Raw genomic sequence first — 13,321 nt, forward strand, 5'->3', positions numbered from 1 at the left:
GGAGAGGCGGCCACGGGGTTACCGGACATCCGGTCGGCCGTGTGCCCCGCGGCCGCGGCCTGGGGCGCCGTGGCGGCCAAGGGGTGGTCCTGTGAAGCACCGGATCGAGCGTCCCCGGGGCATATCCGTGGCCAGAGTCCTCGTCGAGACCCTCACGATCCCGGCAGTGCTCTTCCTCGGCCTGCTCTTCTGCTTCCCCATGGCCTTTCACCAGCCCCAGCCCCACCACGCCAAGCTCGCGATCGCCAATCCCGCGGTGGAACGCACCGTCGACACCGCCCTGCAGCGGCAGCATCCCGGCGGGTTCGACGTCACCGCCGTCACAGACGCCCGGGAAGCCCGCCGGGCGGTGCTGGACCGGGACGCCGTGGCCGGCTTCGCCACCAAGGGCAAACATGCCGTGCTGTACGTGGCCGGGGCCAACGGCGCGTCCCTCGATCAGGCGCTGACCAAGGGCTTCACCCAGCTCGCGGCGCACAACCACCAGAAGCTCACCGCCACGGACGTAGCCCCCACCGTCAGCAAGGACGGGTCCGGCGCGACCCTGGTCTACTTCGGGATCGCCTGGAACGTCCCCGGCTACATACTCGCCACGACCCTGCTGCGGGCGGTGACCTTCAACCGGCGCAAGAAGCTGATCACCGTTGGGGGCGTCGCCGGCCTCTTCAGCGCCGTGGGCTTCCTCGTCGGCGTGGGACTGGGTTTCTTCCCCAACGACCCCACAGCCCTGGCGATCGCCTTCCTGCTCACCACGGCCGTGGCCACGTTCTCCCTCGGCATGGCGCCCTTCGTCAAGCACTTCTTCCCCCTGGCGGGGCTGGGCCTGTACGTCGTGCTGAGCGTTCCCTCCAGCGGCCTCGTCCCCGTCCAGCTGCTGCCGGGGTTCTTCCAAGCCCTGCACGCCGTCATGCCGCTGGGCAACGCGGTCGACGCCCTGAGAGGAGTGCTGTACTTCGACGGTGCCGGGGTGCTGAAGCCGGTCCTCGTGCTGTGCGCGTGGATCACCGCGGGTACAGCACTGCTGGGCCTCGACGCCTGGCACCACCACCGCATGGCCGTACGACGGGGAGCGCAGGACGAGCCGCAGGACATTCCCGAACCGCCGGTGGAGGACCCCTCCCTGGAGACGCCCACACCCACCGCGCTACCGGTCCACCCCCACCACTTCGGCGAGCCGTTGCCGATGCTGGAGGGCACCGTCTACGACGGCGAACAGCAGCCTGTCCGCCATGCAGCGGTGACCGTCATGGACACCGGCGGCCGGCAGTTGGTGCGCACCACGACGAACACGCGCGGCGAGTACGCCGTGACCGGACTGCCCGAGGGATACATCAGCGTCGTCGTCTCGCATCCCGGCCGGGACCCCCTGGTCCACCAGAAGCTGCTGCAGTCCGGTGTGGCCGTCCGAGCCGACTTCACCCTGCACGACCGGCGCAACGGCACATCAGTCCGCGCGGGCGCTCAACGCCTCGACCTCGGACCCGCGAGACACGGATCCTGAGACCACACGGATGGCGCCATCCAGGGCCGACGAGGTCGATGCGCTCTGGTCGATGCACACCGCGACGATCTTGGTTTCCCGGGAAGCCGCCGCGCCCGCGTGGTGGTGGCCCCCCGGCGCCATCGCACGGCCGGAGGATGCGGCCGAAACCATCGCTCTCTTTGCTGGACGTAAGCGGAAAACAAGAACGCCGGGATCGGCAGTGGCCCGGGCTGGAGGGAAACACATGTCTGACAAGAATCACGCCACGGTGGCGGTCACCGGGGTGACCGGTGCGCTCGGCAGCCGGATCGCGGCCCGACTCGCCGGCCACGGCGTCCCGCAACTCCTCGTCGGACGTAGTCCCGACCGCATGCCCGAACTGCCAGGCGCCCAGCGACGCGGTCCGGCCGCCTACGCCGACGCCGCGGACATGCGCAGGGCGCTCGAGGGCGCGTAGACCCTCATCCTGGTCTCCGGACACCGTACGGGTCGCCGGCTGGAAGAACACGCCACCGCGGTCGAGGCCGCGATCGCGGTCGGCGTGGGCCGGGTCCTGTATGTGTCCCTCGTCAGCGCGGCGCCCACCGAGCAATTTGTCGTGAGCGGTCCTGCGACGACTGGCCGGGCCGCCTTCGTCACCCATGAGGACATCGCTGACGTGATCACGGCCGTCGCCCTCGAGGACGGTCCGCACTCCGAGCACGACGGCGCGATCCTTGAGATCACCGGGCCCGAGGCCCTGACTCTCGACGAAGCGGTCACCCGGATCGCCGCAGCCACCGGCCGGCCCTACCGCTACGAACCCGAGACCCTCGAGGAAGCCTTCGCACGGCGATGGCGACTGGGCATGAGCGGGGAACAGATCGAGACCTGGATCTCGTGGTATCAGGCGATCGAGAGGGGCGAGGTCTCCGTGGTCACCGACGTGGTTCCCCGGCTCACCGGCTCACCGGCGACCCCGATCTCGAACGCAGCCTGGTGGCCCACGCCGAACACCGCCCGGGGGACCGCTGAGTTGAGACGGAAGCGAAGCTAAGACGGTGCCCCGTGTGGTGAGGCGGTCGTTGGGCGGTGCATGGGGCGGGGTGAGTCGCATCGAGGACCGCGATTCCATGTCCGGCCAGCTCCCGGCAGATCCGGGCGGCCGCCAACCAGTCCTTGCCGCACGCAAAAAGCAGGGGCGAATACGGCGCATACCCAAGGCGTCCCCTCAGGAACGCCCAGGCGAGCCTCGGGAGCGACGTCCATCAGTGCGTGCAGGCATGCTGCAGTACGAGAACAAGGCTGACACCGAGGACGAGTGCGATCACTCCCAGGACCATCACTTTCGCCTGATCGCTCATCTGCGGCCGTTCATTCGTGCGGAGGGCTCGGTTCCTACCGGCGACTCGAAGTCCTTGACGGCCCGGCGGCGAGCTAGCCGTCACCCGCACCTCAGGCCCGCAAGAGCTGCCGGACACACCCGACATCCGCGCGGGCGAGGGGAACGTGGCTACTGGTTTTCTGCCTGGTCAGAATGGCACGGCACGGAACTGAGGCGCATCACATGATCTGGCGATCGGTCCGACCCTTCCCTCCCCTGTCGCGAGCAACTCCTCCTTACTGGTGACCGTGCGATGGCGACGAGATACTCGACGACGCACAACAGGGATCTCCCTGAGTCGATCTTTCTGCGGCCAAGCCGGAAAGGGACGCCTCGGAGAAGGGCGGCGAGTCGCACGCCGGCCAATCACTCGATCGTGCGATGCTCCCCGCCCTTTTCCGATCCATAGTGATTCCTGTTAGCGATCGATAAAACAAGGAGAAATGACCATGGAAAAGCTCGCACATCGCATCGGGATCGTGACTGCGTCTCTTGCAGTCGCCGCAGGTGCTCTCTTCGCTTCCAGCGGTTCGGCGAGTGCGGCCGCTTTCCCGGCGGACACGCCCACCCCCACCCAATCAGGTGTGGTTGCTGGGACGGGAGCCACCGGCTGGAACCACGGCGGGTACGGCGGAGTCAGAAGTGAGGGCTACCGCCACCACGGGAAGCCCTCGGACGGGCACTGCGGCCGCTACGCCTACGACCGCTTCGACCGCTTCTGCCCTTGGGTCTGGGACCAGCTCACGGAACTCGGACACGTCAACTGACCCTGGGTGTCCGTCAACGCGAACTCCCCGCCCCAGCATCACAGCCCGAGCAACCGGCAGCGCCAAAAACAGCCCAGCCCTCCACCCCTCGCCGTCGAACGCATCCAGCGCATATCTGCCACACCAACACCTGACCCGTCGGCCTCGCCCCCCAGGACCCGCGCCGCGCCAGCGCATTGAACGTCCACGGAACATCGGCTCGGGTCCGCCGCTTCCAGTCCGCTACGGCGCGCAAGATCATCGCTTCGCCGGCCGCATGTGAACCCGCCCAGTGTGCCAGCGCACGCTGCGCCGGCGTGTAGACCTGGTCACTGCCATTGATGACCCTCCGCACACGGACTTGACGACTAATTGGCGAGAGCATCACCCCGCGTCATTAGATCTGTCGCGATGCCCACAATTCGTTCCTGATAGAAGTCGGGGGTGTTTTGCACGATGAGCGGTACTGACAGTTCCCTGAACTCCACGCCAGCTGGGTCCCAACCTTCCTCGTCCTGTCGCACGCGCATCCCGGAGTGCACCGCCACCGATCTCGACTCTCCGAAGTATGAGGCAGGCCAAACATTCACAGATGGACTGGAGCCCTGGCTTTCAGCGTGGCTGGCAGTCGGCCAGGAGAATCACTGACAGAAAATGCCATTCCCCCATCCCCTCGTTGAAGCTGATGAGCCGACAATGAATGACACAGTCATCTGGTTGATCGGATTCCGCTACCGCATTTCCCCCGATCGTATAATTCGGTGCTTCTACCTGGTCGACAACGCCAGGGACCAGCAAGAGGCTCGGCGGATCGCCGCCGAACGGGCGGAGACACCCGCCGAACGTGGACGACGCAAGCACCTCGTTCTTGACCAGGCTTGGACCGAAATACGGTGCCTGCACTGTGACTCCATCGGCAGATGGAAATTTGAGTTCGCGGAGGATTCCCGCTGAACGTCGTCCGCCACAGCCCAGTATGGAAGCGCCAAGCCGGGCATGGTGTAGTAGCGGTGAGTCAGTCAGAGCTGGTGAGCGCAGCGAGGGTTTGGCATGGGTGGGACGGTCCTGGACGGGCTGTCCCACCAACGTGTGGCCGCGCCGCATCTAGTGACAGCGGCGGGCGCGTACTTGGTGGCGACGCCGCCATCCGGACCAGTTCACCGCGTGGTCGCGGCATGCAGGAGGGCGGCGGGCTTCAGCTGCCAGCCAGACGACCGATTTCAGCTGGTGTGAGGTCCACGAGGTCGGGTGCGTCGGCCGGGTCACCCCATCTTCTCACTTTGGACGGCCATCACCGCGAGGAACGCGTGGGCGAGCATGGTGAGCGTGACGTGCCGGCACCGTCCCATGTAGCGGCGGACCTCGTACTTCTACGACAGTGGCCGCCAGCGGGGCGCAGGCGAGGTAGTACGCGTTTTCGTCGGGCTCGCTCATGCTGCGGCGTGCTGGGATCCGCCGCTGCCGGGTCGGCGCGTCGCCGTCGAACTCCCACACTGCGGGCAAGCGGGCGGCTGCCCAGTCGTAAAACCGTTCTCGCCCAGGCTCCCGCACCCGCCGACAGATGCTGCCATGTCTCGGGCGGGGCCTGGGCGAGGACGTGGTCGATGCGCGGGCCGTGCATGGGCCGCGACTTGGGCACGGCGAAGAGCGGCGGGGTGCCGGCGTTGATGGCGCACCCCGCCCGCTCACCGCGGCAAGACCAGTCAAGCGGCGAAGCGATCAGGATCTGCGGCCTTCCAGTCCACCGCCCAGGACTCCGGCGGCTCGATCAGCAACTGCCCCGGGTCCAGCCATTCATAGAGCTCCGCGTAGGAGCGGACCGTGACCGGGTCCACGCGCCGACGCAGCATGTGCGGGCGCAGCTCGGCCGGTCCGTTCACGCCCAGCGAGGCGATGATCTTCAGGGAGCTGTTCACCGTGGCGGACTGGAAGCGCTGGACCCGGACCGACTTGTCGTCGACGTGCAACGCGCGGGCGCGACGCGGGTCTTGTGTGGCGACTCCGGCGGGGCAGGTGTTGGTGTGGCAGCTCTGCGCCTGGATGCAGCCGATCGCGAACATCATGGCGCGAGCCGCATTGGTGAAGTCGGCGCCCTGCACCATGCGCTTGACGATGTCGGCTCCGGTGGCCACCTTGCCGCTGGCGCCGATCCTGATCCGGTCCCGCAGGCCGGCGCCGACAAGAGCGTTGTGGACGGTGATGAGTCCCTCGGTGAGGGGGCTGCCCAGATGGTCGGCGAACTCCAGCGGGGCGGCTCCGGTGCCGCCCTCCGCTCCGTCGACGATGACGAAATCGGGCGCGGTGCCCTCCTCGATCATGGCCTTGCACACCGCCAGGAACTCGCGCCGGGAGCCCACACAGAGCTTGAAGCCGACCGGCTTTCCCCCGGACAGCTCGCGCATCTCGGCGATGAATCGGATCAGTTCCCGCGGGGTACTGAAAACCTCGTGGTACGGGGGCGAGATGACGGTCCGCCCCTCGGGGACTTCGCGTACCCGGGCTATCTCGGCGGTGACCTTCTCCCCGGGCAGCACTCCTCCGATGCCGGGTTTGGCTCCCTGGGACAGCTTCAGCGACACGCACTTCACGCTGTCGTGAGCAGCCTTTTCCGCGAACCGCGCCCGGTCGAAACGGCCGTCCTCGGTGCGGCAGCCGAAGTATCCCGTACCGATCTCCCACACCAGGTCGCCACCGTGCCGCAGATGATATTCCGACAGACCGCCCTCACCCGTGTCGTGTGCGAAGCCCCCGAGGGCAGCGCCCCGATTCAGGGCGAGGATGGCGTTGGCGGACAGCGAGCCGAAACTCATCGCCGAGACATTGAACAACGACATGTCGTAGGGCTTGGTGCAGTCCGGACCGCCGATGCGGACCCTCGGCTGCTCCGACGGCACCGGGCGTGGCCTCATCGACGACTCGAAGTACTCGTAGCCTTCGGCGTAGACGTTCCGTTCGGTCCCGAACGGTTGCTCCGCCTCCAAGCCCTTGGCGCGCTGATAGACGAGACTGCGCACATCCCGGTCGTAGGGACGGCCGTCGTAATTGCGCTCAATGAAATACTGCTGCAACTCCGGCCGAATCGACTCCAGCATGAAGCGCACATGTCCCAGCACAGGGTAGTTGCGCAGCACCGAGTGGCGCTTTTGGAGGAGATCGTAGGTACCCACGCCCGCCAACGCCGCGCACAGCACGGCGGCTGGCCACCACCAGGGAGATAGGGTCGCCGCGAAGGATCCGAATGCGACTGCGAGGACTCCAGTAAATGCGATCGATGAAATTCTAATCACGTGCGAAACCTACTCCTGTCCCAGTAGCGTCACAATGTCTGCATGATGCGGTATACGGCACATTCGGCGCACGGAAGTCCTATCGGCTCGGGGCATGCGAATTCCGTCACGCCGGCCCGGCGTGGACCGAACCGCGCGCGTAACGGCCGGCCCATGCGGCCAGCAGCGTCGCGACATAGCGGGCGTCGGCACGATCGGTGAGTAGATGGTCGGCGCCATCGATCGCGACAAAGGACTTGGGGTGCCGTGCTGCGTCGAGGATCCGCTGGGCGTTCTCCACACCTACCGTCTCGTCGACCGGCGAGTGCAACACCAGGAGCGCGTGACGCAGTCGGCGGATGCGCTCGGCCTGAGGCTGCGCGGAGATGTCGTCGAGGAACTCCCGACGGATGTGGAATACGCGGCCTCCGAGACTCACCTCGGCCTCCCCGTTCCGCTCGATCTCCTCCCGCCTGCCGCCGAAAGTGTGCACGACGTGCTCCGGCTCCGCAGGCGCACCGATCGTGGCCACCGCCGCCGTCTCGGGTATCCGGTGCGCGGCGGCCAGCACGGCTGCGCCGCCCAGCGAATGCCCGATGAGGAGCGACGGTGCCGTGAAGTTCTCACGCAAGTGGTCGGCGGCGCGCACGAGATCGTCCACATCGGAGCTGAATGTACTGTCGGCGAAGTCACCCCCGGACTCACCGATGCCGGTGAAGTCCACACTGAGGACGGCGATTCCGCGTTCGGCCAGCTCCCGGCAGATCCGAGCGGCCGCCAACCAGTCCTTGCCGCATGTGAAACAGGGGGCGAATACGGCGTACGCCCAAGGCGTCCCCTCCGGCAGGACCAGGCGCGCCACGAGCGGGACGCCCTGCGAGCCTATGAACTCGATTCTGCTACTGCGCCTGGACATCCCGGCCCTCCATGCTCCCGACCCCGATCTGGTTTCGTGTGCCACTTTTCTTCGGCAGACGACCGCCGAGTCAGGAAAACTCGAGCGGTATCAGCCCTCTGGGCAGAGTGAACCGGAAAGGAACTGAGAACATCGCACAATCTAGCGATTCATGTGGACTATCAGGTCTCGACGCAAGCCCACAATGCATACCTGCAGCATGGCGCCACCTGGGCAGCAGTCAATCACCAGATCATGCGATGCACTACGCACCTTCCTGATCGAAACTGGCCGCGTTGGCAGTTTCTACTCTCCAGAAACAAGGGAACGATTGTTTTGCGCACCAAGAACAAGCTCGTACGGCGTATAGCAACCACCGCCGCCGCTCTGGCATTCGCCGGAGGCGCCCTCCTCGTCGCCGGGGGTTCCGCGAACGCGGCTGCTCTTCCGGCCGACACGCGCGTCCCTGCGCGAGCGGGTGCGGTGGCCGAGACGGGAACCGTCGGTGGGCACCACGACGGACATCACGCACACGCCTGGGACTGTTCCAGGTACGACCGCTTCTACCCGTGGATCTGGGAGCAGCTGAAGACGTTCGGGTTGGCACGCCCGTAGTGGGTGACACCGGCATCGCCCGCGGCCCGAGAGGTTCGGTCGCACACCGCGGGAATATCCGGGACGACGTATACGGCTGTGCCCATGTGGAATCCGGGAAACCTGCCGGTGTCGGAGGAAGTGCGCGAGGACGGACCGCAAGTGACCAAGGAACATACCGGCCACCGCGGCGTCGCGCCGGACCGCCGCAGGAGGCACACCGCTGAGCTGCTCGCCACGTGTGCCGCCTGTCTCATACCCTGGACCGTGATGCTGGGGCTGACGCTGCCGTCGTCCCACCACGTGCACGAGTGGCGCCTGACCTGGGTCGGATTCGACGTGCTGCTCATCATGGCGTTGGCGTCCACGGCGTTCCTGGCCTGGCGGCGCAGCCGTTCGGTCATTCTGTACGCGCACGCCACAGCAGTCCTGCTGATCTGCGACACCTGGTTCGACATCTCGCTCGATGTCGGAACTGAAGACGTCTGGATGGCGGGAGGCCTTGCCCTGGCCACCGAACTGCCGCTCGCCGCCTTCCTCATCCACCGGGCACACTCCCTGATCGCCCTGCTGCCATGGCCGCCCGCGCACACCGCCATCGGCGACACCGCCGGGAGCCGGACGAAACCGGTCCCGGAGGGGGAGACCCTCCCCCCGGGCCTGCGGACGCGTGGATGACCGGAGGGGGTTCCGGAGTTCAGATGCCTGACAGTGGATCAGACGGTCGTGACCACTTGGGCGTACGTCAGGCGTGGGGAGCGCGGGAACCAGGCATTCTCGCCCGGCCTGCCGATGTTGACGACGGCGAGAACCGAATGCTCGCCGTCGCTGAAGAACTCCTTGTCGATGCCCTCGGCGTCGAAGCCGGTCATCGGTCCCGCGGCCAGGCCGGCCGCGCGGACGCCGATGATGAAGTAGCCGACCTGGAGGAGCGCGTTGAGCCCTGCGGAACGCTCACGCACCGCACGCTCGGCGAAGAGGTCCCTTGCCTGCGGGAAGTGGGGGAACTGGCTCGGCAGTTCCTCGTGGAACTCATTGTCCGCGGCGAGGATGGCGACGAGAGGGGCGGCCGCGGTCTTCTTACGGTTTCCCTCGGACAGGTGTCCGGTCAGGCGTTCACGCGCCTCGGCTGAACGAACCAGCACGATACGCAGCGGCTGCTGGTTCATGCTGGTGGGACCGTACTTGACCAGTTCGTAGATGGCCTTCACCTGGTCGTCCGTCACCGGGTCGTCGGTGAAGGTGTTGGCGGTACGAGCCTCCCGGAACAGAAGGTCCTGGGCTGCGGGGTCGAGTGCGAGTGACATGGTGAACCTCTTACTGCGTGTGCGGCTTTGGCACCTAGGTGATTCGGCGAACTGAGAAACAGAGGAACTGGGCGCTGACAGCAAGCAGATAGACAGCCGTCGTGGTCGTCCCGACGAGCCCCCACAGGAGGGGACCGGAACAGCACCATGCGAGCAACAGGCTGACCAGCGCGGCGAGAGCCGCCATGGGCAGATGGAAGGCGCCCCATATCCACGTGCCGGCCGGGGCGGACCTCTCCGGCTTCATGGGGGAGCCGCCGTACGCGACGGCACCCAGCCCGACGAAGGTGAGCGACGCACCGGCGAGGAGTGCCAGGACTTCGGCCGTCCCTGGGGCGCCCCGATCGGACGACGTCACGGCGGTGGCGGTCCACAGCGCAAGGGTGTATCCGTGCGGGGCTGCGCTCGCGGTCACGGCCGCACGGAGCTGGCCGCGGTATCCGCGTCCGGCGACCGCGCCGGTGCCGACCGACCCGGGCCGCGGTTGACCATCCGTCCGCGACACGGGGGAAAGTCCTCCCACGCCGGTACTCCTTCTCGAGCGCCTGGTACGCGGCCCGGTCTGCGCCAGGGGAACGACCCGGTCGGTCTCCGGGCTCAGCCGTCCGCATGTGATCGGATCGCTGACGGCACCGTGCCTGTGGCGCCGTCGCGACCAGGATCACCCGTACGTCAGCCGCCTGCATCGCTCATTCACGGGATCCTCGCCGCCGCGCCACGCCGCCGCAGGCGTCACTCATTCCGCCCCGTCGGTGATGCCGCCCCGTTCGATCGCCAGCCGGGTCAGTTCGACTCGTGTGTTGATGCCGAGCTTGGTGAAGATGTGCTTCATATGCGTGTTGACGGTGTGCACGGACACGTAGAGCCGGTCGGCGATGGCCCGGTTGGTGAGGCCCTCCACGACGAGCGGGATGAGCTTCCGCTCGGATTCGGTCAGGCTCTCCCACCCCGCTGCGCCGGTCGTGTGGTGCCGTGGGGCAGCTGTGCGCACGCCGAACTGTCTGAGGCGCCGCATGATCCGTTCGTGATCGCGCAGGGCTCCGGAAGCCAGCGCCAGCTCACCCGCCTCTTCGAAGTACGGGATCGCCGACGTGCTGTCGCCCGACGCGGCCACGAGGCCCCCGAGGTCCTCGCAGACCGCGGCCAGGGCCAGCCGTCTGCCGGTGCTCCGGTAACCGGTGACGGCGGACTCAAGTGCACCCCGGTCGTCGTGGAGCAAGCCGTCCACATGGGCACGGACGGTCCCGATGATCTGCTGGCTGTCGTCCTGTTCGGCGAGGGTGCGCAACGCGTCGGACACGGCCTGCGCGAGCGATAGGTCCTTGCCGCGGAGCGCCATGCGCGCGATCCCGGGCCAGTGGGACGGCGGCACCGCAAGCAGCTGTGTCGGCTCGGCGTCCATGAAGCTGCCGCCCAGCGCCGCTGCCGCTGCGGTGTCCCGGCCCTCCGCGTCGGCCAGGCAGGCACGTGCGAGCGACACCCACAGGCCGAACCGCTGGGTGCTCGTGCCGGATCCGGCTTCGGCGGCGCGGAGATGGTCCCTGGCTTTGGCGAGGTCACCGCGTCTGATGTCCACCAGTGCCAGGACGGAGCGGGCCTGCGGGTTCGGCTGGGTGATCTCGAGTTCGTCGGCCACCATCAGACTGGACTCGGCCTCCACGGCCGCGTCGTCCAGCGCCCCCTGTTCGAACAGCGCGCAGGCACGGCTCGCATGCCAGTGGGGAAGCGACCAGCCCAGGCCCAGCGTCTCCGCTTCGCGCTGCCCCTCCCGCAGCACCCGCTCGGTGTCCGCGAGCCGGTCGGTGGCGGTCAGCACCGTGGCCAGCCACAGCGCGGGAATCCGCGGAGGCCGCAGGTAGAGTACGCCGGACTCCGTGCCGGCGGCGCGTGCCGTGGCCTCCTCGGCGAACTCAAGGGCGCGGGCCAGGCGCCCACGGTAGAAGAACGTCTGCGACTGGAACACCATGGCGCTGACGACGACGGCCGGGTCCTCGCTGCGGTAGGAGGCCTCGACCAGTCCGATGTCGGTCTGCTCGGCAGCGGTGATGTCCCCGAGGTACACGTGGCCCGTCGCCTTGGTCTTCAGCAGCCTGATTCGCAGGTCAGTCGGCAGCCCGGGAAGGACCAGAGCCTGCTGGAGGTGTGTCATCGCTGCGGCATCGTCGCCCGCGGCCTGGTGGATCTCGGCAGCCACCAGGCGCAGACGCGCCTCCTGCACCGGCTCCAGCCGGTCCGACAGGGTCGCGTCGACCAGGTCGAGCGCCTGGTGCACCCGGCGGGTCCGGCCGAGGTACTCCGCGGCGTCGGTGAGCAGGGCGATGCGCCGCCGGTCGTGCAGGGGCAGCAGTCCAGCGATCTGCTGAGCCAGGTCCGCAGCCGCGTCAGGGGCCGACGAGGACAGTTCCCGTACCGCGGTGGTCAATGTGGTCACGGCGTCATCGTCGACCGGGCCGCCCGACAGGACGACGTGCCAGGCCACCTCGGCCGAACGTGCCCCGATGCCCCGCAGAATGTCGGCGGCCTCCCGGTGCAGAGCGGTCCGTACGGCCGGCGCCAGATTCTCGTGGACGGCCTGCCGCATGAGGTCGTGGCGGAACGCCAGTCGCGGCCCGTCGCCGGAGAGCAGACCGGCGTTCAGGGCCGCCTCGACGCCCGACAGCAGGCTGCCGGCCTGCCTGCCGAGCATGCGGGCGGCCGTACCAAGGTCGAACTCCCGGCCGAGGACGGACCCGATCTGGAGGAGGCGCACGGCATCCTCCGGGAGCCGGTCCAGACGCGCGGCGACGCTCCGCCGAAAGCCGACGGGGATGCCGTCGTGCAGCAGGCTCGCCACGCCCGCCTCCACTTTGACGGCGTCCGTGTCGGCGAAGGCGCGCACCAGTTCGATCGCCAGGAACGGATTGCCCGCGACGCCCCCCAGAAGCCGGGCCAGCCCGGGTGACGGTTTGGCCCCGAGGACGTCGGCCGCGATGTGCTGCAGCTCCTGCTGCGGCAGGGGGCCGAGGGTCAGCCACCAGGCTCCGAGGCGTTCGAGGTCCTCCCGCACCCTGGCAACGGTCGGCCGCTCGGTCTCCGACCGTACCGCCAGCACCCACAGGATCCGCGAGGCCGCCAGTCGCCGGGGCAGGGTGCGCAGCACCAGGAGCGTGGCCGGATCCGCCCACTGCGCATCGTCCACCAGCACGGCCACCGGGGCGCGCTGGGCACGGTCCTCCAGAGCGTCCGTGATGCTGTCCAGCAGCCACAGCCGCTGGTCGTCGGTGGCCGCGACCGCTCGTTCGGAACCGTCGGAGAACTGCAGGGCGGACTTCAGGGCGGCTCCGGCGGCGTACTGGTCGAGTTCGTCGGCCCGCACGGACACCACGTCGAATCCGGACCGCCGTGCCATGTCGTCCAGCTCCGCGAGCAGCCGGCTCTTGCCGACGCCGGGTGCGCCTTCCACAACGACGCAGGCACCCCGTCCGCCACGCACCGCGTCCAGGGCCTCACGGACAGCGGCCATCTCGCGGCCCCGCCCTCTGAGGCGCAGCCCGTTCATGGCCTGCTTCCCACGCCCACCGGGCCGGTCACCCACGGGGTCTGTGCTGCGCATGGGGCCAGCATGCCGCACGGCCACATCGCCCTCAACGCCGGTTCAGGTGTGCCCGGCGCTTTCACCCGGGTGATT

11 protein-coding genes are annotated in these 13,321 nt (G+C 68.1%); 6 read left to right on the forward strand and 5 right to left on the reverse strand.

Annotated elements, in window-relative coordinates; genetic code table 11:
- Positions 1-91: 91 nt before the first annotated feature.
- From A6P39_RS01365 to A6P39_RS01380, 4 genes are all read left to right on the forward strand, one after another.
- The gene (locus A6P39_RS01365) at positions 92-1,501 is read left to right on the forward strand and encodes a carboxypeptidase regulatory-like domain-containing protein (protein WP_234378922.1); all 1,410 of its coding nucleotides are present in this window, start codon (positions 92-94) and stop codon (positions 1,499-1,501) included.
- A gap of 226 nt (positions 1,502-1,727) precedes the next feature.
- Positions 1,728-1,940: a hypothetical protein gene (locus A6P39_RS01370; RefSeq protein WP_234378921.1), complete on the forward strand. Its 213-nt coding sequence runs from the start codon at positions 1,728-1,730 to the stop codon at positions 1,938-1,940.
- Positions 1,941-2,081: 141 nt separating this feature from the next.
- Positions 2,082-2,519, forward strand: coding sequence for a hypothetical protein (locus A6P39_RS01375; protein WP_275883768.1), 438 nt, complete (start codon positions 2,082-2,084; stop codon positions 2,517-2,519).
- 911 nt (positions 2,520-3,430) lie between these two features.
- Complete coding sequence (locus tag A6P39_RS01380; RefSeq protein WP_275883769.1) at positions 3,431-3,613, forward strand: hypothetical protein; 183 nt, start codon at positions 3,431-3,433, stop codon at positions 3,611-3,613.
- Positions 3,614-5,295: 1,682 nt separating this feature from the next.
- Here the strand turns inward: A6P39_RS01380 and A6P39_RS01385 are convergent.
- Positions 5,296-6,870 carry an FMN-binding glutamate synthase family protein gene (locus A6P39_RS01385; protein ID WP_443053047.1) on the reverse strand — a complete coding sequence of 525 codons (1,575 nt, stop codon included), beginning with the start codon at positions 6,868-6,870 and terminating at the stop codon, positions 5,296-5,298.
- Between the two features lie 115 nt (positions 6,871-6,985).
- On the reverse strand, positions 6,986-7,720 hold the full coding sequence (locus A6P39_RS01390; RefSeq protein WP_234378919.1) for an alpha/beta hydrolase family protein: 735 nt from the start codon (positions 7,718-7,720) through the stop codon (positions 6,986-6,988).
- A gap of 369 nt (positions 7,721-8,089) precedes the next feature.
- Between A6P39_RS01390 and A6P39_RS01395 the strand changes: the two genes are divergently transcribed.
- Positions 8,090-8,368, forward strand: a complete 279-nt coding sequence (locus tag A6P39_RS01395; protein WP_275883770.1) for a hypothetical protein — start codon at positions 8,090-8,092, stop codon at positions 8,366-8,368.
- A 141-nt stretch (positions 8,369-8,509) separates the two neighbouring features.
- Complete coding sequence (locus tag A6P39_RS01400; RefSeq protein ID WP_199840800.1) at positions 8,510-9,025, forward strand: hypothetical protein; 516 nt, start codon at positions 8,510-8,512, stop codon at positions 9,023-9,025.
- A 38-nt stretch (positions 9,026-9,063) separates the two neighbouring features.
- Here A6P39_RS01400 and A6P39_RS01405 read toward each other — a convergent pair whose 3' ends face one another.
- The 3 genes from A6P39_RS01405 to A6P39_RS01415 form a co-directional block, all read right to left on the reverse strand.
- Positions 9,064-9,654, reverse strand: coding sequence for a malonic semialdehyde reductase (locus A6P39_RS01405; protein ID WP_067046044.1), 591 nt, complete (start codon positions 9,652-9,654; stop codon positions 9,064-9,066).
- 34 nt (positions 9,655-9,688) lie between these two features.
- Positions 9,689-10,069 (reverse strand): hypothetical protein, encoded by a 381-nt coding sequence (locus A6P39_RS01410; protein ID WP_159396058.1) that lies wholly within the window; start codon positions 10,067-10,069, stop codon positions 9,689-9,691.
- Between the two features lie 321 nt (positions 10,070-10,390).
- On the reverse strand, positions 10,391-13,246 hold the full coding sequence (locus tag A6P39_RS01415; protein WP_079133401.1) for a helix-turn-helix transcriptional regulator: 2,856 nt from the start codon (positions 13,244-13,246) through the stop codon (positions 10,391-10,393).
- Positions 13,247-13,321: the final 75 nt, after the last annotated feature.

The sequence above is a fragment of the Streptomyces sp. FXJ1.172 genome, assembly GCF_001636945.3.
In the GTDB taxonomy this organism is placed as follows: domain Bacteria; phylum Actinomycetota; class Actinomycetes; order Streptomycetales; family Streptomycetaceae; genus Streptomyces.